Genomic DNA, 18,561 nt, shown 5'->3' with positions numbered 1-18,561 from the left:
TTGGCTAGGCGGTTGGTCTGACCGTAATGGTGAAGTGCCGCTGCGTATCATCTTGGGGAGGAGGAAGCGGCGAGGCCTTTTTCACCGCCGCCAACGCGATGGCGTCCCATCCCACATGACCGCTACTTTGCGCGAGGGTTGCGCTTGTGATCTGTCCATCATCTGCGAGCTTGACATCGATTACGGTCGGCGCCTGAGATTGCGTGTCGGGAAGGCTGGACCTGAGATGCTGGCGCATGCGTGACTGAACCTGTACTGCAAACCCACGGTCCTGCGGGCGAATGCCTGTCAGCAGCTCATCGGGTATTCTGACCTCGGAATAGAGTTGAAGTGGTTGACCAGCGCGGGGTCCGTAGGCGCAGCCCATTAGTGCATGACATGTAATCACACAGATTGCAAAACCAGTTTTCATGTTCGTGCGTTTGACTCTCACAACTCCCGGCGCACCGGGCGCGCGCATCTGCGGCGTATCCGCTGCAGATGCGCGACTCCATTACGTCGGGTCAGTGCAGGCTGGCCGCGAGCATCGTGTACGGTTGTGGCTGTGCGGCAGGCAGCAGCGTCGAGCTGGCCGCCGGCTGGGCATCGTAGGAGGACATGCCGGCGATCAGGTTGCTGATCTGCAGGTCCGCCAGACTTGCGGTAGCCTGCCCGTCCGGCAGGCTGCTCATGACTGCGGGGCCGGGCTGGAGGCTCATGTCGATCGCGGTGCTAAGCGGGCTCACGGAGATCGGCGGAGTCGGCACGGGGTAGCTAATCACCCCGTTGCCCTGATCTATGCCTCCTGACGGCGGGGACGGAAAACTACCCCCGCCCGGCGGCTGTGGCACCGGTGTCTGCGGGCCAGCTGGACGCCCATTGGTGGTATTGAGTGTGCCCGACACGACGTTGTTGGCCGGGTTATCACCTTGAAACCTGACCGTGGCGCCGTTGGCGTAAACATAATTTCCCTGTCCGGTCACGATAATGTTGGTGTTTACGCCATTCAAATCGTTGGCGTTAATGAAATTGTTGTCGCCATTGATATATATGGTCTTTCCCCTCAGTGCGCTACCGAAATCGATCTCGCAACCGGACGCATTAACGGTGTCATTGCCGCCATTAACAAAAAGGTATGAACCTGCTCCCATGCTAATGTTGCCATTATCGCCAATGCTGCTGAGCGAGCATCTCGCCCCAGCGCTAACGGAAGTGTTATTGCCCACTGCGATGATGTCCCTATTGCCTTCTGCTATAGCCAGCGAGTTCGAATCACCGTAGACGATACCATTTGAGCCTTGGTGAAACGTCACGCCGTCGCCGGCCAGGTGGAATTCTGAGTTCGTGCCTGCGACGGAAAAGCCATTACCGACAAATGACGAATCAACCCTGACGTTGTTGCCCCCAATGGCCACGGTGACACCACTGCCAACTGCAGCTATCGCATTCGAATCCCCGCTCACAATGCCGTCCGAATTCTGGTGGAACGTCACACCATCGCCGGTCAAGTTAAACAATGCGCCCGTTCCGGCTACTGAGAAGCCATTCCAGGCAAATGCCGAATCAACCCTGACGTTGTTGCCCCCAATGGCCACGGTGACACCACCACCAGCTGCAGCTATCGCGTTCGAATCCCCTCTCACAATGCCGTCCGAATTCTGGTGGAACGTCACACCATCGCCGGTCAAGTTAAACAATGCGCCCGTTCCGGCTACTGAGAAGCCATTCCAGGCAAATGACGAATCAACCCTGACGTTGTTGCCCCCAATGGCCACGGTGACACCACTGCCAGCTGCAGCTATCGCATTCGAATCTCCCCTCACGATGCCGTCCGAATTCTCGTTGAACGTCACGCCATCGCCGGCCAGCTGGAATACCGAGTTCGTGCCCGTGACGGCAAAGCCGTTGTTGGCGATCAGCGATTCGATATGAGCGTAGTTCCCAACGAGCGTGACGCCGACGTTGCTGCCCACTGCAGCCACGAAATTCGAATCGCCGTAGACGACGCCATCCGAGTTATGGTTGAACGTCACGCTGTCGCCGGTCAGATGAAACACCGTACCGGTGCCCGTGGTCGCGAAATTGTTGCTGGCGACGAGCGAGTTGACGACGCTATTGTTGCCAACCAGCGTCACATCGGTCTGGCTGCCCTGTACATTGACTACACCAGTACCATTGAGCGTGACATGATTGCCGATTCCATTTTCGTTGACGAAGGTCTGGCCGCTGCTGGCGCTGATCGTATAGTTGCTTCCGTTACCGTTGACGAAAATATCGCCAATCGACCCGTCGGCACCACTACAGAACTGAGACCAACTGCCGTCGGCATAGGTGCAGATTTGTGCCTGTGAGGCGGTGCCCGGCTCGTCGCGGATCATCCATGTGCCGGTCTGCGCAACGCCTGCCGCATTCAGGAGAAAGTCGGGCAGGCCAGAATCTGGTGCCTGGAAAAAGGTCGTGCCCGAAGCAAAGGTGTAGGCTGTTCCACCTGCGACCTGCTGGATGCTGGTCGGCACCTCGATGGAATAACCGCTCACGAGGCCGAGTGCATTCAGTTGCGGCACCGGCATGCCGCCCGCGAGCGCGTTCGTGACGGTGTTCGACAGCGAGTTCGTGAAGGAAAGCTGGTCACTGGCGGACAACTGGTTGTAGTACGGCGCGATCACGCTGCGGATCGCGTCGAGATTGTCCTGCAGGGAGGGCGAGTTGGACCACGCGAGGCTGGCGAACGTCAGTCCCGCTGCGGCAATACCCGCTGCTATGGCGATTTCCGGAGCCGCCACTGCAGCGACGCCTAATGCGGTCGCCGATCCCAGTAGTGAAACAAGATCGCTGTCCTTGATGTTGGCGAGGGCGTCTCCACTTTCAATCGCATTGAGGATGAGTACCCCGGTGTTCGCAAGCAGGCCCAGTCCCGCCGCGCCGGTCGCGAGCTTGCCGGCAAGCGCTCCAGCCGAGGCGGAATTGGCCGCGACCTGCTGGAACATCTGCAGGGTCGAAAACCCCGAGCCGGTGATGTCCATGCCGGCGCCCAGTCGCTGCCCAAGGGCGACCAACGGGTCGCTGGCCTGTGCCGCCTGGCTCATCTGGGCAGCGGCGTCTGCTGCTGCGGCCGTGCCGCCGATCAGGTTGTTCACCAGCGTGGCGATCGCTTCCGCGTTGCCTAGCGACAGGGGTGAGATCTGCGGCAAATCCGCAAGCGCTTCTGTTGGCATTTACACGTCCTCCTTTGACAGTTTTTTCTTCAGGCGATAGGCGTTCAAAGTGCTGATCGCCCACAACACACCGGCGATCGAATACATCACCATGAGCGCTTTCCAAGGGTAACGACGGGCACGCCGCAGCGAATCCTGCAGGCGCTGTTGCGGGATCAGGTCTATGCCGCCGGGCGTACGAATTACGAGAGGCCAGTACGATCCCTTGCCGTTCTCAAGCAGGAATCCCTCGGCGTACACATGAACTGGCGGCTTGGTCCGGGCCAGCGCTTCGAGACCGATGCTGTCCATCACGTAGCGGCCAGTTACATAGTGCCGGCCATCGTCGGCCTCGAAGTCCACATAGGGCACGCTCCGGATACCGAACTGGGTGAACTTGTGGACAAACCTGCCAGTCCCCCTGATCAGCGGCGCTTCCGGCGGCAGCGAACCAGAGAATTGGGCGTCAAAAAGTTGAAAGATGAACGGCGTCCCAATGGTCCAGACGAGCGCCAAATTCAGGATGCAGGATTTCCACTTGTAGCCCTTGCCAACGACTTCCGGGCTACCTTTGAAGAGCAACCAGAACGCTTTGAGCCAGGTGATCTGTGTTCGCGTCTGACCGCTCATTTCATGGTTCCTCTGTGAGCGATGATGTCGACGCTGCGCGAAGTGTTTCGATTCATTAATTAAATGCGCGATGCATTTCCAGGCTCGCGAAATTTGGCCGAAATGAGGCGTTGTAAATATTGAAACTTTGTTATCGTTGGGACGATGTGACGCTCTGAAAGTATTGCCAGGATGCGAAAACGAGACTCAATGACGCTTGCTCTTTGTCGTTGCAACCTGGAGAGCTTCAGATTGAGCGCCCCTCCGCCTTTCCAAAAAGATCGTAGTGTTGAATACCTGAAACGAACCTGCTCTCCTTCACGGCTCGTGCCACGTCCGGATATTTGGTGAGGTACGCTTCCTCGAAGCGGGCGCGCTCAAACGCTTCCTCTGGAACGTCCTGGATGGGCCGATCAATCCAGAATCCGCGCGACATGGGGTGCAATTTCAGATCGAGGTTCGTCGCGTCGTCGGCAGAGAAATAGTGGAAGACGAGCGACTTGCGCGTGCGCGACGGGTCCGCGATCGGACCACCGCCATGCAGCAGGTTGGCGTGCCAGATCAATACGTCACCTTTTCTTGCCGAGAAGGTTTTCTTCTCAAGGCCATGGCGCTCCACCTCGGCGTCCATATACGCATGCCACTTTGGCATTTCATCAGGTACAAAGTGACGCGTACCGTTGCTGAAAATCATCTGCTCGATTTTATGACTACCCGGGTAGTATTCCAGTTGCCCTGCATCCACTTGCGCGTCTTCAAGCGCAACCCAGATAGCGATCAGGTGATCGGGAGTTGTCGGCGTCATGTAGATCGAGTCGACGTGGGCGGGTTGTTGACTGCCTTTTTCGAAGTAGAGACTGTTACAGAGTGCAGGCAAGTGGCCCAATAGATCCAGAAGAATCGGAGCGATCCGCTCTGACAGTGCAAGTTCGCGAACTCCAGCCATATCGAGATAGAGATCGTTGATCTTCATCCGTCGCGTCGCGATTTCCTGCGGTGTCAGCAAACCCAGGAAACTACGTTCTCCTGTGTCTAGCAGGTCCACTGTCACATTCATCGGTCGATCGAGCTTACGCTCTGTGATCGAATCGACAACCTCATCTATCTGTTCTGGCGAATAGAAACTGGGAAGGATGGCGAAGCCGCTTTCGTCAAAATGTTGTTTTAGAAGATAACTCACAAAATACTCTCAATTATTTACGACTGACCTTTTGACTACGCGGGCGGAAGTCTGCACCGTCTCAATTTTCGTGGCTCTCATCCTGACCGTCTCTATTACGTGGCGCTGCACAATTTAAATCATGGCGTGCAAATTGACAATTATTGAGATAGCGACGAAACAGGCGGTGACGTTGGCACCTTGACCATACCCGTGTGGTCTTCGATATGGCTCGCGGTGATTGCGTTGCCTTCGATATCGATCACCGTACAGGTCGCGAGCAGGCAACAGAGCAGCGCGAAACGATGCGCTTCACGCGGCGCTAACGGTATTGGGTGCAATGAGTCGGCTCAGGAATTCACCGGTACGTGAAGTTGACCCGCACACAAAAAGCAGCACGGTATGGGCAGGCGCGAGGCGTTTCAGCCCGCACTAAAGTACGTTGTTTCGCCTATGCGGAGAAGGGCGTGGCGAACGCACCGACGAAGCTCAGGTTGTTGAGGGTGAGGGTGGTTGCATCAACCTGCCAGATAAAATCTCAGTCATCGTCGGCAAAAAGTGAGCAGAATGCCGCGCCAAACTGCGAGGGAGCAAACTGCCGAGTCGTGATGGCGTAGCCGGTCGCCGCGGCGACGGCTGCGTATAGGCAACGGACTGGCCGCCCGTCGCAATGTGCCGTGCGACGACCTCTGCGACACCCTAGGCTACGGTGGGCGCGGAACCGGCGCAGGGATCGGGAAGGCCCAAGGGTGGCTTCACGCTCCGGTAGCAGTTCAAACGTCGAAGCGGGAAAGGCATCGGTGGGCAGAAACGCTGCGCATGCGTCGAGCGTGGCGCAGGTGAGAGTCAGCCCGCGCAGCACTGCAGTCTGTGTCGTCACGACTTCGCGGAGCCACACACGTCCGCGCGGCAGCAGCAGTTGCAGCACGTCCCGGTAGTCGGATACCCTGTGCTCAGGGCCGGCACGTCAAACCCAGGTCAACACGCCCGCAACAGGTAGCTCGCCAGTGCCGGGGGTGATGCTTGCTGCCAGCGGCATTTGAGGTCCGTCTGAAAAGCACTGGAATACTAGGTATATATTCGACTATGTATGCTCGGCACTTCGCACAGCACATAGACGAGATAGAACACGGCCGCGCTGAGTCCATACATCGCGTCGCTGAAGCTGAACTCATGCTTCATCTGCAATTGCGCGAAGCCGATATTGATCCGGTCCACAACGGACGCGACATAGCAAAGAAAGAGAAACGGCACGACGCGCCACGCGACCTTCTTGAACATCGAATCGTCACTCGCGACGGGCGCGGCGCAGCCGATCGCGTTGCCATCGAGGGAATGCTGCATGTCGCGCTCCGCGTGCGGAGCGCGCCTTCATGGTCTAAACGGAAGTGAGGAAAGACCGAACGGCCTTTCCCCGAATGCACAGAACGATCAGTTCTGCAGCGCATCCCACATTTCCTTGTCGCGCTGCGCGGTCCAGATGCGCGGATGGCTGATGCCGCTCGCTTCGTCGTAGGCTCGCGACACGTCGAACGGCAGGCAATGCTCGTAGATGAAGACGTTGCCGAACTTCGGGTCCATGGACTTGCGGGTGAGCGCCATCGCGCCCTTCAGATCGAGCTTGTCCCTGAATGCGTCACGGCCCGCCTGCAACAGCATGGTGACGAAGTCTTTCGTGTAATCGAGGCCCTTGGTCACTTCCGCCGGCGACAGCAGCGCGGGGCCGCGACCCGGCACCAGCTTCTCCGCGTTCAGGGCGCGCAATGCTTCGAGCGTCGTCGGCCATTGTTCGAGTTGCGCGTCGCCGCAGTAGCAGGCCGCGTCGTACTCGACCAGGTCGCCGGAGAACAGCACCTTTTGCGACGGCAGCCAGACGACCGTGTCGCCCTTCGTGTGGCCCGAGCCGAGATGCGCGATGCGCACTTCGAGCTTGCCGAGAAAGAGCGTCATTTCCTTTTCGAACACCAGCGTCGGCCACGTCAGACCGGGCACCGTTTCGACGCCTGCAAAAAGACGCGGGAAGCGTTCGATCTCCGACTTCATATCGGCTTCGCCGCGCTCGACGATCATTTCGTAGGTGCCGCGGCTGGCGATCACCTGCTGTGCCCCTTCCTTGAAGTACGCCGACGCACCCAGCACACGCACCGCGTGATAGTGCGACAGCACGACGTATTTGATCGGTTTGTCGGTGACGCTGCGGATCTTCGCGATCAGGTCTTGCGCCATGGCCGGCGTGGCGGTGGTGTCGACGATCAGCACGCCGTCGTCGCCGATGATCACGCCCGAGTTAGGGTCGCCCTCGGCCGTATACGCATACGCGTTTTCCGACAATTGGGTCCACGTGATCTTCTTCTCTTCCAGGTCGGCCTGGGATGCGAAAGCCTTCGCCATGTCTGTCTCCGTCTCACGACTCGTTGGGGGATGACTAATAGTCGTCGTCGCGCTTATATTTGTCAATGACAAAATACATTGTCATTCACTAATCTAGGGTAAACTCCGTTGGTTGGTCCGCACGGTCCGATCGGATACCATCTAGGCCTTCCACGGGCGACACCGGACGGGCCGAATCTCCTTCGGGTCAAGGGCGGACAACACGATGGCTGATACGACAATCGAAAAGAAACAGCGGGGCATTCAGAGTGTCGAGGTCGGCGGACGTCTGCTGCAGGCGCTGGCGCGACAGCGCGAACCGCTCGGGCTGACCGAGCTGGCCGGCGAGGCGCAACTGTCGTCAGCGCAGGCGCATACCTATCTCGTGAGCCTGACGCGCCTCGGCCTCGTCAAGCGCGATGCCCTGACCGGCAACTACGAGCCGGGGCCGCTGTCGTTGCGGCTTGGCCTCATGCATATCGAACAGCAGCCGGTCTATCGCATCGCGGCTGACCACGCGGCGTCGCTCGCGGAGCGGATCGGTCTTAGCGTGGCGATCTGCGTGGCGGGCGTGCAGGGCCCGACCATCGTCCGATACGAGCGCAGCGGTGCGCCGCTGCATGTCAATCTGCACATCGGCACGGTGATGTCGCTCGAAGCGACATCGACGGGCCGCGTATTCTGCGCGTTCTGCGCGCCCGAGCAGGTCGCGCAAATGGCGCGAAGCCAGGCGCATTCGGCGGACCCGACGCCGGCGCGCGGCCGCGCCGCCAAAGGGCCGACTAGCAAGGAGTGGCGCAAACGCTTCGATGAGATCCGCGCGCGCGGCATCGAGCGAGGAATCGATGCGCCGAGTCCGGGCATCAGCAGTCTGAGCGTGCCGGTGTTCGATGGCGATCAACGGATGCAACTCGCGTTGACGGCGATCGGCTCGTCGGGCTCGATCGAAGTCGCGTGGGACGGTGTGGTCGCGCGTCAGTTGCTCGAAACTTCCCGACGTATCACCGAGGCGCTCGTCACACCCAGCTGAGAATCATGCAGATCGAAACCCCGGACGCGTCCGACGCGAACACGCCCCAACTCAACGACACGAAAGCTCAGCGCGGAATCAGCGCGCTCGACAACACAGGCGAACTCCTGCTGGCACTCGTTGCCGCCGGCCGTCCGCTGTCGCTGCGCGATCTGGCCGCGGCCGCCGATATGCCTGCCGCCAAGGCGTTTCCGCATCTGGTGAGTCTGCTCAAGGTCGGCTTGCTGAGCCGCGACGACGCCGGTCTTTTCAGTGCGGGACCGCTCGGCATGGAGCTCGGCCTGATCGCGTTGCAGCGCATGTCGCCGATTCGCGATGCCGAACCGGAGATCGTCACGCTTGCGGCGGAGTCCGGCATGAGCGTCGCGGTGGCGATTCTTGGACCTTTGGGTCCTACGGTAATCCGCTTCGAAGAATCGGCGAGACCACAACACGTGAGCCTGCGCGTGGGCACCGTGATGTCGCTCGTCAACACGGCGATAGGGCGCGTGTTCGCCGCGCATCTTGCGGACGACGTATTGGTCGGGCTGTTGTCGCAGGAATCGATCAGACTCGCGGGCGCGCCGGTGGCGGAAGTGCTCGTGGCGCCGAAAAAGGGCCCGCCGTCGTTGGCCCCGGCCTATCTGGCACGTCGTGCGAAGGTTGTGAGCGACGGCATCGATGACGCACTCGATGCGCCGGTGCCGGGCATCGGCGCGTTGGCCGCGCCCGTGTTCGATCATACGGGCAGCGTCAGTCTCGTGGTCGCGGTGATCGGTCCGTCGGGCGGCTTTGATTTCAGCACGCACGGCACGACCGCACAGAGGCTGCTCGCCACGACACGACGGCTGTCGTGGCGGTTCGGCTGGATCGGGCGCTGAGCCTGGGTCGTCAATCCGCGCGCGCCAGCGCCAGCGCTTCGAGCAGCACGTCGGCATCGCCGATGTGGTTCGCGAGCAGCAGCACGAGCTTTGCGTTCATGAAATGGCTTTGCTCGTCGGTCAGTCCATTGTGCGCGTCGATGAGCTTTTCATAGAACGCATCGGGATCGGCCATATTCGTTTCGATGTTCAGCTTGGTCATGATGGTTATCCGTTGCAGGTTGCGCGATCCACGGCCTGGGCGACGGAGGCGGTGTCGAGGGCGCGCCAGCGCGCGCAGACGTGCTGGTCCGGACGCAGCAGATAAAAGGTGCCGGGCCGCGCATCGAAGCGATGCGTGACGATGCCTTCGACGTCCTCGATCACCGTGACGTGAGGCATCTCCGGCAGCGCGGTCGCGGCCGCGCCACGCGGCACGACGATCAACGAGTGAACCGGCACCGCGAGGCATGCCAGCGCGCGAAGCCGTTCGGCGCATTTCGTCAGGTCGTCTCCCGGGCCGCAGAAGTGCACGCCCGTGAAGCCGCCATGTCCGGTTTGATTCAGGAACCAGGCGTCTTCGCCAGCGAGCCTGACCGGCGCGTCGGTGCTGACCGCGCCGGGCACCATCGCACCGGTGAACGCGTCGGCGTCGGGCGTGTTCAGCGGCGAGTCGCGCAGAACCGCCGGCACCGACAGACGGCCGCTGTTGACGATGCGCCGCGCGAACGGACACTCTTTCGCGAGCTTAAGCGTGGCATCGCGGAACATCCGCGAAACCGCGCTTTTCGGCGTGATGAAGTCGGTGGCGCGCGATGAGTTCAGGATGTTTTCGTCCGCCGCATACTCGCGCTCGGATGCATAGGTATCGAGCAGCGCCGGCGGCGCGTCGCCGTTGACGACGAGCCGCAGCTTCCAGGCGAGATTGTCGGCATCCTGCACGCCGCTATTCGCGCCGCGCGCGCCGAACGGCGACACGCCATGCGCCGAATCGCCCGCGAACAGCACGCGGCCATGCCGGAAACTGTCCATCCGCAAACACGAAAACGTGTAGACGCTGACCCATTCGAGCTCGAACCCGGCATCGTCGCCGAGCAGCGCTTTCACGCGCGGAATCACTTTTTCAGGCTGTTTTTCGGCGACCGGATCGGCGTCCCAGCCGAGCTGGAAATCGATGCGCCAGACGTTGTCGGGCTGCCTGTGCAGCAGTACGGATTGATTGCGATGGAAGGGCGGATCGAACCAGAACCAGCGTTCGGTCGGAAACGGCGCCTTCATTTTCACATCCGCGATCAGGAAGCGGTCCTTGAAGGTCCGACCATGACTGTCGAGACCGAGCGCCTTGCGCACCGCGCTGCGCGCGCCGTCGGCGGCGACCACGTATTGCGCGCGCATCGGATAAATGCCGTCGGGCGTTTCGACCCGCAACTCGACATGGTCGTCTTGCTGGGTCACACCGATCACATTGCTTTTCCAGCGCATCTGCAGATTCGCGGTTCGCTTCGCCTCGTCTACCAGATAGCCCTCGACGTAGTACTGCTGCAGATTGATGAATGCCGGGCGAGCGTGGCCTGTCTCGGGCAGCAGGTTGAACGTATAGATCAGTTCATCCTGCAGGAACACCTTGCCGACGTTCCAGCTCACGCCTTTGTCGACCATCTGCTTGCCGCAGCCGAGCCGATCGAAAATTTCCAGCGTCCGCTTTGCAAAACAGATTGCGCGCGAACCGCTCGACAGCGTGTCGTCATTGTCGAGCAGCACGGTGCGAACGCCCTGCTGGGCCAGATCGATGGCCGCTGACAACCCGACCGGGCCAGCGCCGATCACCACGACCGGATAGGTGAGCGGTGCAGCGGCATCGTGGTCGGCGGCTCGCTCGTAGTCGAACCGCATCGTTTGGTAGTCGATCTGCATGGCGTCTCCGGGTTCTGCGGGATGTCTTTTATTAATCTATAGCAAGCAGTATTGCTCCTTGCTAATATTAGCCATTCTATAAAGCTTTTTGAGCGATCGAATCTGTATTTACCCTGGTGCGGTTCCATTGCACGCAAACTCGGCAACGAATATCCCGGCGAATCGCACTTTCGACAACGTCGAGGAAGCGCACGCCGCGCTAGAGGAGCGTCGGCAGGCAGGGAAGACGGCGGTCGAGATCGGCTGAAGGCAGACACGTAGCGCGCCGCCAGGCATTGAAACGTCGGGTTGACCTTGGCAAGTGGCATTCGTGATACGTTAGCTGGCACAAGCAGCGATGGAGACCACCCATGCTGATTCCTCTGCTGTTACTTGTGGGGCTTCTTTGGTGGATGTTCGCGATCCATCCGGGGCATGCGGCGCTCGAGCGACTTCGTGCGATGATGGAATTTGCCCGCTTGGACTTCAAACATTTTCCGAAGCTTGCCTCGCAATCGACTGCCCGGTCTGCGATTGCCCTGGCTCTTTACGCCATCGCTTGCGCGATCAGCACAGACAACCTTGGCCTCGCGCAGGCTCAAGCACAGCCGCCGTCGTTCGAGAGCTTCGCCGTCCCGGCCGGCAGCGCACCGCATGACGTCGCACCGGCGCATGACGGCACCGTGTGGTACACCGCGCAGGCGCGGGGAGCGGTCGGGCGGCTGGACCCGCGCAGCGGCAAGACCGACATGATCGCGCTCGGCGCCGGATCGGCGCCACATGGCGTGATCGTCGGCCCCGATCGTGCGGTGTGGGTCACTGACGGCGGCCAGAACGCGATCGTGCGTATCGATCCGAAGACGCTCGCCGTCACGCGTTTTCCGCTACCCAAGGACCGGCCGGACGCCAATCTGAATACCGCCGTGTTCGACAAACAGGGGCATCTGTGGTTTACGGGGCAAAGTGGTATCTACGGCGAACTCGATCCGCAGCGATCGCGCATGCGCGTCTTTGATGCCCCACGCGGCGCCGGGCCCTACGGTATCTGCGTGACCCGCTCCGGGGATCTGTATTTCGCTTCGCTGGCGGGAAATTACGTAGGTCGCATTGACCCGACCACGGGCGCGGCACAGGTCATCGAGCCACCAACGTCGAATCAGGGCGCGCGCCGCGTCTGGGCCGATTCAAGGGGGCGCATCTGGGTCAGCGAGTGGAACGCCGGAAAAGTCGGCGTGTACGATCCTGGCACGCATCATTGGCGCGAATGGCGACTGCCCGGCAACGATCCGCACGCGTATGCAATATTCGTCGACGACCAGGACATCGTCTGGCTCAGCGAATGGAGCGCTAATGCGCTAGTGCGCTTCGATCCGCGTGCCGAGCGGTTCGACGTGTTGCCGCTGCCGCGTGACCACGCGAACGTGCGTCAGATGATGGGTCGTCCGGGCGAGGTCTGGCTGTCCGAATCCGGCACGGATCACCTGCTGCTCTTTCGATCCCGTGCAGCCGATGTGAGCGGGCAGTGACCACGCACTGCACCGGGAGCGGAATTGCGCGGTCCGCTGCGCCCCGCGTGCGCGGGACCGCTACCAAAATGGTCTAGAGCAGCTGGAGGGTCCGCGGATCGGCTTCTCCGCCGAAATACTTGCGCAAAGCTTCGACGAATACGTCGTTGTCGTTCGTGGCGCGCGCGAACAAGGTGACCGACGAGCGAAACTTCAGGTCATCCGGATACCCGAATATTTCCTCGACGGAGCGGTCGCTAACGAGGTTGACCAGGTGCGTCGTTTCGCGCAGCCGTGGGCCGAGTATCGGGTGGCGCAGATAGGCTTGCGCTTCGTCCAGCGACGAAAGCGCGAATCGCTGAGCCATTGCGCTGGTTCCGAGCCCCTCGATTTGAGGAAACACGAACCACATCCAGTGGCTTCGCTTACGTCCGTGCCTCAGTTCATCGCATACCTGGTCGTAGACCGGCTCTTGTGCATCGAGGAAGCGCTGAAGATCATAGGGATCGTCCATTTCGTACTCCGCTGCAGGCGTGGAAACCATCGTTAAACCACGATTCTCGCGCGCATGCAGGCACGGGTCTACGATGGATCTTCGCGCCGAACCGACCATGGAAGAGACTTAAGTAGCCTCACGAGCCTTGCTCGCTGCAACGGAGTCAGCCCTTGTGTAGCGCTCAGTTGCTGAACCCGTGCGCGCCAGTAGACACCTGAGCCGTAGCCCATGAATGGCCGCCGCCGCGGCGGCCGCAGCAACGATTGCTGCCCACGGCGCACCAAGCGCGTCCAGCACAAACGCGAGCAGCGTCACCGGAATGACGGTCGCTTCGACGAATCGCCAGCGTCTCGTGCTAAAACCCGGAACGGCATTGGCAGTAAGCGACGGAATAATGCGCCCCCCGATAATCGTCACGAACAGAACGAGCATACCGACCGCGAGCCACGCACTGCGCAGCGCCCGGTCGCCGTGACCATGCGTTGCCCGCACATGGAAGAGGGCATTGAGAAGCGCGAGCAATCCGACTGCGACCGGCAGAAAGACGTTGTGGCGATTCTTCGCCTGCAGGAGCACGCGCAGCAGAACAAGCGCAACCACGGGCAGAAACGCCACGTTCACGACGACGCCGACCGGACCCGAACCGCGCCACATCAAGATCCGGCCCACGAGCCAAAGAAGCAACAGTGCCGCGAGACCGGCGCCATGCGCGGGATTCGTGCCGGTCCACGCGCGAACCGCTGTCAGCAGAAATCCCGCGACGATCGCGGCGCCAAATCCAAAGATCATTTCGTGAACGTGCCACAGCTTTCCCGACATATAGGACGCGGAGTCCAGCAGCAACCACCCTGCCAGCGCGCCGAGCCAGAGCAGCATGGCAATACTGCCGAACAGAGCACCGGCCAGATAGAAAGGCCTGAATCAGAGCGCCCACAGAGCGATGCGCGGCGATGTGTCGACTTGATCTGATTCGATCCTGATGGTCCGCTTCATGACTGCTCCAAACGGCAACTAGCCGTTGATTTATCTTATGCGCAGGCCCTTTTCGCCGCATGCGACGAATGTTCGCGATAGGGGAAACGGCTGGATTCCGATCGCGTGCAGACTATTTCCGATCGAACGTTGATTCGCTCCGTCATTAGCGATACCTTTACGTCTATCCAGGTCGTCGGGTGCTGGTCAACGAAGGGAGAACCGTTTCGTGAAGAGAGCGTGGGCTGTCTCCTGCATCGTCGCATTGAGCGCGATCTTCGGCGGATGCGGCAAGCAGGGACCGCAAAGCGCCACCGAGGCATCGGGCGCATCCGCGAGCTCGGCGCCGGTTCAGCCAGCACAGGGTGCGAGCGATGCAACCGCTGCATCAGGCGCCCAAGGAACGGGCGCGCTGGTCACCGTCACCAAGGCGCAGTTGCCGGCGGAGGCGGCCGAAACTCTGCGACTGATCAAAGCGGGCGGCCCCTTCCCGTTTAGCGATGACGGCGTCTTGTTTCGTAACAGTGCGGCTTTGCTGCCGAAGCATCCGCGCGGTTACTACCACACCTATACGGTTCGCACACCAGGCGCGACGGATCGCGGGCAGCGTCGGATCGTATGTGGTGGGCCGCGCAAGCAAACCGGCGAGTGCTATTACACCGACGATTACTACGCCAGCTTCAAGCGCATTGGAGAATAAAGACGTCGTGCCATCGAGGCCCACAACGATGAGATACCTGCCGACAGCATCAAACCATCGACCAAAAGTGTGAACGTCGATGGCTTCATCCTGATCACCACAGATCTGGCGAAGAACGACCCCCAGCCGTCAGCGCGGCACCTACGATCATCCCTTTGACGACCACACCGAGTGGAAGGGCGCCGAACTGCGTTCAGCAGTACGTTGGAGCGCCTGGCCATCGCGGCGAGCCGACTGCGCCGAAGTGAAGTCGCGCGTCGGGTCTTGGGGCTCGTGCGTGTGAACCTGGAGGGGTTTCCAGACAGTGCGAGTACGCCGTTGAGGGCGAGGTCAGTAGGAGATCTCTCAATCAGAAAACCTGAAGGCAACCATCAGAACTATGAGATTTTCCTGCTGTCGGGCTTCTGCGATAGTTGTTCTCAACCATTGTGTTGGATTTCCGTACCGCGCGTCGTCGACCTGGGAGAATCTGCATGCATCGTTTTGTGATCGTGGGAGGAGGGGCGGGCGGCATCGAACTCGCAACGAGGCTAGGCGATCGTTATGGTGGTCGGCGAAGCGGGGCGCAACGTGCCTCCATTACGTTGATCGACCGCAACCCGACGCATATCTGGAAGCCCCTGTTGCACGAGGTCGCAGCGGGAAGTCTGGACCCATTCGCACAGGAACTGGCGTACGCCGCGCAAGCCCAGTGGCACGGCTTCCAGTTCATCCATGGCGAACTTGTCGGACTGGATCGTGGCTCGAGGCACGTCCTGCTTTCGCCACTGCTCGATGACGACGGAGCCGAACTGGTACCGCCGCGCCGAATCGGGTACGACTCGTTGATTCTTGCCATCGGTAGTACGACGCATTACTTCGGCGTGCCGGGCGCGGCGGAAAATTCTCTCGCGCTTGACAACGTCGCTCAAGCGGAACGCTTCAGAAAGCGCCTGATTGCAGCTTGCATTCGCGCCGAACAACAACGAGACGCCGGTGAGCGGAGTGCATGTGGAGTGCCCGTCGATCACGCGCCTCGTGTCCAGGTCGCGATCGTTGGCGGGGGCGCTACGGGCGTGGAATTGTCCGCCGAATTGCGCAATACGGCGAAGGTACTTTCATCATACGGCTTGCATCGGCTCGACCCCACACACGACGTCGGGATCGTGCTCATTGAAGCTGGGCCGCGGATTCTGCCGGCGTTGAAAGAACGCGTGTCCACCGCCGCTGCCGGACTGCTGGGCAAACTCAATGTCAAGTTGATGGTCGACGAGCGGGTCGCGGAGGTCGCGCCCGGACTCATCCGCACGAAAAACGGCAAGACGATACGTGCGGATCTCACGGTGTGGGCCGCGGGCATCAAGGCACCCGCGGTGCTTTCAACGCTCGATGGGCTGACAGTCAATCATCTGGGGCAACTCAGCGTGCGTCGCACGCTTCAAACGGATCTTGACGACCATATATTCGCATTCGGCGATTGCGCGGCCTGTCCATGGTTGGGTTTCGAGCGCAATGTTCCACCGCGCGCCCAGGCGGCTCATCAGCAGGCATCGTTTTTAGTCAAGGCACTTGGGCGACGCATCGAGGGGCAAAAGCTTCCGGAGTTTGCCTATCGCGATCTCGGCTCGCTAGTGTCGCTCGTCGCTCGGGCACGCGAATGCGGTAGGGAGTCTGATGGGAGGTCTTATCGGCGGCAGCATGCTCGTGGACGGACTGCTTGCTCGCTTCATGTATTTGTCGCTGTATCGGATGCACGTTGCAGCGCTGCATGGCTATGCACGCATGATCGTCAATACCCTCGCGCATCGGCTCCGTCGAAGCACCGCGCCGCACGTCAAACTGCACTGAGCACCATTTCGCTTTGGATGGCGGACGGGTCTGGCCGCCACAAGTCAATCAACCGGTTCTAAACCCGGGAAGACGGAGGGAACACTATGAACAGCTCCGATCTATCGCCTTTGGATCGTCCTCTTCAACGGTGATTGCACGTTCCCCGTATGCTTTATCTGCACGGGCTCGATCAGCACGATCCAGCATTCGTCGTGCTCGTGGTCGTGCCGCACGAGCTGCCCGCGCACTTTCGCGGCCTTCACGTACTGATCGTTGACCTGTGCGACAGCTTTCGGCGACCAATGATCCGACACACCGGCGAACGCGGCTTCAAGGTCGAACGATTCGGCGAACGGATGGGAAGACATGCTTATCTCCAGGTCGGAATGAGGGATGCGGCGAGCAGCACACCCATCGCGAGATTGAGAATGCGCCAGTGGCGCGGCGTCCGAAACAGCCGGGCGAATAGCACGCCGAGCGCACACCACAGCGCGAGCGACGCGCACGCAGTCACCCCGAACGCTGCACCGAGCAGCATCGCGAGGCGGTTCGGATTGTTTGCGAGCAGCGCGAAAGACGCCGCCGCGCCAACCGTCATCGCCCAGCCTTTCGGGTTGAGCCAGAGCAGCAGGAAACCGTTGACGAGCGAAACCGGGCGCACGGGGCCATTGCTCGCGTTTGGCGGCCCGCTGCGCGCGATGCGCCACGCGAGCCACAGCAGATACGCGGAGCCGAGTGTCCTCACTGCCGTTTGCAGCGACGGCAGCGTGAGAAGCAGACCGCCAAGCCCCAGTGCGGCGAGCGCAGCGAGCAAGGCGAGGCCCATAGCGATGCCGAGCATCAGCGGTATCGAGCGTACGAAGCCGAAGCGTGCGCCTGAGGCGGCGGCGAGCGTGGTCGCGCCGCCGGGCGTCACGGTCGCGACGGCGACGAACAGCAGAAGCGGCAGAATCGAGGTCATCGGTGCACAATCGGATCATTGAATTCGCACTGTACGGATCGTCAAAGCAACGTGAAAGCTAATAATATTGATGCGGTACATTACGCCGCATAATGCATAGATGAGCCGAAATCTCGACCTCGATCTGATCCGCACCTTCGTTGCCGTCGCCGATAGCGGCAGCATGACGGTCGCCGCGAATCTGCTGCACATGACGCAAGGCGCCGTGAGCCAACAGGTGAAGCGCCTCGAAGATGTGCTGGATTGCCTTCTGTTCGTTCGCAAGACGCGCCGGCTGGAACTGTCGCGCCAAGGCGAGCAGTTTCTCGTGAAGGCGCGCAAGCTGCTGCGGCTGAACGATGAAATCTGGGCCGACATGACCGGCCAGCCGTTGCGCGGCGCCTTGCGTGTGGGCGTGCCTTACGATCTCGTGACGCGGCTCGTGCCCGCGATGAAAGCATTCGCCGAGGCGCATCCGCACGTCGAAATTTCGTTGGTGTGCGCGGCGTCGCCAGAGCTGAGCGAAGCGGTGAATAGCGGTCGCGTTGACGTGTCGTTGGTCGAATATGTCGCAAGCGAAGCCGAAGGTGAAGTGGTCTGCATCGAGCCGTTGGTGTGGGTCAAGGGGCGCGGCAGTGATGCATGGCAGAAGCGGCCGTTGCCACTGTCGATGGTAGATGAGCGTTGTGCTTTCCGTCCGGTGGTGCTCGGCGCGCTCGCGGACGAGGGCATTGCGTGGCGCACGGTGTTCGAGAGCGGCAACATCGAGGCGACCGCCGCAACGGTGCGCGCGGGCCTCGCGATCACGGCCTGGCTCGCCTCCACGGTGCCGGCCGATCTGGAGACGCTCACGTTTCGAGTCAGCGGCTTGCCTGCACTGCCTCCGTTCGCGATCTGTCTGCGATTGCCCGCGACGGTTCAGCCAGCGGCACAGGAATTCGCGCGCCATGTGCGGGATTCGATGTCGAGCGACGCAGGCACTCGACGCGCGCCGCTCGCGAACATTGCGTGACGGACGGCGTTTGAAGTGCGCGCCGGAATCGACTGATTCAGACGCACGCAGTGC

At 60.9% G+C, this 18,561-nt stretch carries 17 protein-coding genes and 1 pseudogene; 6 read left to right on the top strand and 12 right to left on the bottom strand.

Features of this window, described 5'->3' with window-relative positions:
- Window positions 1–4: 4 nt before the first annotated feature.
- The 6 genes and pseudogenes from HDG32_RS33510 to HDG32_RS33485 all read right to left on the bottom strand — a co-directional run bounded on the left by HDG32_RS33510 (window position 5) and on the right by HDG32_RS33485 (window position 7,332).
- On the bottom strand, window positions 5–412 hold the full coding sequence (locus HDG32_RS33510; protein ID WP_184073868.1) for a TonB family protein: 408 nt from the start codon (window positions 410–412) through the stop codon (window positions 5–7).
- A gap of 91 nt (window positions 413–503) precedes the next feature.
- On the bottom strand, window positions 504–3,194 hold the full coding sequence (locus tag HDG32_RS33505; RefSeq protein WP_184073866.1) for a hypothetical protein: 2,691 nt from the start codon (window positions 3,192–3,194) through the stop codon (window positions 504–506).
- Complete coding sequence (locus HDG32_RS33500; protein WP_184073864.1) at window positions 3,195–3,803, bottom strand: hypothetical protein; 609 nt, start codon at window positions 3,801–3,803, stop codon at window positions 3,195–3,197.
- Window positions 3,804–4,029: 226 nt separating this feature from the next.
- The gene (locus HDG32_RS33495) at window positions 4,030–4,962 is read right to left on the bottom strand and encodes a phytanoyl-CoA dioxygenase family protein (RefSeq protein WP_184073863.1); all 933 of its coding nucleotides are present in this window, start codon (window positions 4,960–4,962) and stop codon (window positions 4,030–4,032) included.
- Window positions 4,963–6,033: 1,071 nt separating this feature from the next.
- Window positions 6,034–6,285 (bottom strand): annotated as a pseudogene (locus HDG32_RS33490) (MFS transporter); the annotation flags it as partial.
- Window positions 6,286–6,372: 87 nt separating this feature from the next.
- Complete coding sequence (locus HDG32_RS33485; protein ID WP_184073861.1) at window positions 6,373–7,332, bottom strand: MBL fold metallo-hydrolase; 960 nt, start codon at window positions 7,330–7,332, stop codon at window positions 6,373–6,375.
- Between the two features lie 205 nt (window positions 7,333–7,537).
- Here HDG32_RS33485 and HDG32_RS33480 point away from each other — a divergent pair, with 205 nt between their 5' ends.
- Together HDG32_RS33480 and HDG32_RS33475 are read left to right on the top strand one after the other, a co-directional pair.
- Entirely contained in the window at window positions 7,538–8,341 is an 804-nt protein-coding gene (locus HDG32_RS33480) for an IclR family transcriptional regulator (RefSeq protein ID WP_184073860.1), read from the top strand.
- A 5-nt stretch (window positions 8,342–8,346) separates the two neighbouring features.
- A complete protein-coding gene (locus HDG32_RS33475; protein WP_184073859.1) occupies window positions 8,347–9,201 on the top strand; it encodes an IclR family transcriptional regulator in 855 nt (284 codons plus the stop codon).
- Window positions 9,202–9,211: 10 nt separating this feature from the next.
- Here the strand turns inward: HDG32_RS33475 and HDG32_RS33470 are convergent, their stop codons facing one another.
- The gene (locus HDG32_RS33470) at window positions 9,212–9,403 is read right to left on the bottom strand and encodes a DUF2783 domain-containing protein (RefSeq protein WP_013094246.1); all 192 of its coding nucleotides are present in this window, start codon (window positions 9,401–9,403) and stop codon (window positions 9,212–9,214) included.
- Window positions 9,404–9,408: 5 nt separating this feature from the next.
- A complete protein-coding gene (locus tag HDG32_RS33465) occupies window positions 9,409–11,094 on the bottom strand; it encodes an FAD-dependent oxidoreductase (protein WP_184073858.1) in 1,686 nt (561 codons plus the stop codon).
- A gap of 350 nt (window positions 11,095–11,444) precedes the next feature.
- Between HDG32_RS33465 and HDG32_RS33460 the strand changes: the two genes are divergently transcribed.
- Window positions 11,445–12,599: an SMP-30/gluconolactonase/LRE family protein gene (locus tag HDG32_RS33460; RefSeq protein WP_184039904.1), complete on the top strand. Its 1,155-nt coding sequence runs from the start codon at window positions 11,445–11,447 to the stop codon at window positions 12,597–12,599.
- A 73-nt stretch (window positions 12,600–12,672) separates the two neighbouring features.
- On the opposite strand, the gene HDG32_RS33455 is transcribed toward HDG32_RS33460, so the two are convergent.
- Window positions 12,673–13,092 (bottom strand): DUF1810 domain-containing protein, encoded by a 420-nt coding sequence (locus tag HDG32_RS33455; RefSeq protein ID WP_184073894.1) that lies wholly within the window; start codon window positions 13,090–13,092, stop codon window positions 12,673–12,675.
- A gap of 108 nt (window positions 13,093–13,200) precedes the next feature.
- On the bottom strand, window positions 13,201–13,950 hold the full coding sequence (locus HDG32_RS33450) for an NnrS family protein (protein WP_409340075.1): 750 nt from the start codon (window positions 13,948–13,950) through the stop codon (window positions 13,201–13,203).
- A gap of 325 nt (window positions 13,951–14,275) precedes the next feature.
- On the opposite strand from HDG32_RS33450, the gene HDG32_RS33445 reads away from it, so the two are divergent.
- Together HDG32_RS33445 and HDG32_RS33440 are read left to right on the top strand one after the other, a co-directional pair.
- Window positions 14,276–14,746, top strand: a complete 471-nt coding sequence (locus HDG32_RS33445; protein ID WP_184039907.1) for a ribonuclease — start codon at window positions 14,276–14,278, stop codon at window positions 14,744–14,746.
- A 473-nt stretch (window positions 14,747–15,219) separates the two neighbouring features.
- A complete protein-coding gene (locus HDG32_RS33440; protein ID WP_409340074.1) occupies window positions 15,220–16,635 on the top strand; it encodes an NAD(P)/FAD-dependent oxidoreductase in 1,416 nt (471 codons plus the stop codon).
- Between the two features lie 39 nt (window positions 16,636–16,674).
- Here the strand turns inward: HDG32_RS33440 and HDG32_RS33435 are convergent, their stop codons facing one another.
- Together HDG32_RS33435 and HDG32_RS33430 are read right to left on the bottom strand one after the other, a co-directional pair.
- Complete coding sequence (locus tag HDG32_RS33435) at window positions 16,675–16,923, bottom strand: hypothetical protein (protein WP_184073857.1); 249 nt, start codon at window positions 16,921–16,923, stop codon at window positions 16,675–16,677.
- 2 nt (window positions 16,924–16,925) lie between these two features.
- Complete coding sequence (locus HDG32_RS33430; protein ID WP_090811625.1) at window positions 16,926–17,516, bottom strand: LysE family translocator; 591 nt, start codon at window positions 17,514–17,516, stop codon at window positions 16,926–16,928.
- 100 nt (window positions 17,517–17,616) lie between these two features.
- Here HDG32_RS33430 and HDG32_RS33425 point away from each other — a divergent pair, with 100 nt between their 5' ends.
- Window positions 17,617–18,507 carry a LysR substrate-binding domain-containing protein gene (locus tag HDG32_RS33425; protein WP_184073856.1) on the top strand — a complete coding sequence of 297 codons (891 nt, stop codon included), beginning with the start codon at window positions 17,617–17,619 and terminating at the stop codon, window positions 18,505–18,507.
- Window positions 18,508–18,561 lie beyond the last annotated feature (54 nt).

The organism is Paraburkholderia sp. CI2, assembly GCF_014201055.1.
Classification (GTDB): domain Bacteria; phylum Pseudomonadota; class Gammaproteobacteria; order Burkholderiales; family Burkholderiaceae; genus Paraburkholderia; species Paraburkholderia tuberum.
The sequence above is the reverse complement of the archived record's forward strand: the minus strand, read 5'-3'. Positions and strand labels throughout refer to the sequence as shown.

Coding starts and splice junctions, on each gene's coding strand:
- HDG32_RS33505 (WP_184073866.1), bottom strand. CDS start 3,194: ATGCCAACAGAAGCGCTTGCGGATTTGCCGCAGATCTCACCCCTGTCG.
- HDG32_RS33455 (WP_184073894.1), bottom strand. CDS start 13,092: ATGGACGATCCCTATGATCTTCAGCGCTTCCTCGATGCACAAGAGCCG.
- HDG32_RS33510 (WP_184073868.1), bottom strand. CDS start 412: ATGAAAACTGGTTTTGCAATCTGTGTGATTACATGTCATGCACTAATG.
- HDG32_RS33450 (WP_409340075.1), bottom strand. CDS start 13,950: ATGCTGCTCTGGCTCGGCGCGCTGGCAGGGTGGTTGCTGCTGGACTCC.
- HDG32_RS33460 (WP_184039904.1), top strand. CDS start 11,445: ATGCTGATTCCTCTGCTGTTACTTGTGGGGCTTCTTTGGTGGATGTTC.
- HDG32_RS33480 (WP_184073860.1), top strand. CDS start 7,538: ATGGCTGATACGACAATCGAAAAGAAACAGCGGGGCATTCAGAGTGTC.
- HDG32_RS33465 (WP_184073858.1), bottom strand. CDS start 11,094: ATGCAGATCGACTACCAAACGATGCGGTTCGACTACGAGCGAGCCGCC.
- HDG32_RS33430 (WP_090811625.1), bottom strand. CDS start 17,516: ATGACCTCGATTCTGCCGCTTCTGCTGTTCGTCGCCGTCGCGACCGTG.
- HDG32_RS33440 (WP_409340074.1), top strand. CDS start 15,220: ATGCATCGTTTTGTGATCGTGGGAGGAGGGGCGGGCGGCATCGAACTC.
- HDG32_RS33470 (WP_013094246.1), bottom strand. CDS start 9,403: ATGACCAAGCTGAACATCGAAACGAATATGGCCGATCCCGATGCGTTC.
- HDG32_RS33485 (WP_184073861.1), bottom strand. CDS start 7,332: ATGGCGAAGGCTTTCGCATCCCAGGCCGACCTGGAAGAGAAGAAGATC.
- HDG32_RS33425 (WP_184073856.1), top strand. CDS start 17,617: ATGAGCCGAAATCTCGACCTCGATCTGATCCGCACCTTCGTTGCCGTC.
- HDG32_RS33500 (WP_184073864.1), bottom strand. CDS start 3,803: ATGAGCGGTCAGACGCGAACACAGATCACCTGGCTCAAAGCGTTCTGG.
- HDG32_RS33435 (WP_184073857.1), bottom strand. CDS start 16,923: ATGTCTTCCCATCCGTTCGCCGAATCGTTCGACCTTGAAGCCGCGTTC.
- HDG32_RS33475 (WP_184073859.1), top strand. CDS start 8,347: ATGCAGATCGAAACCCCGGACGCGTCCGACGCGAACACGCCCCAACTC.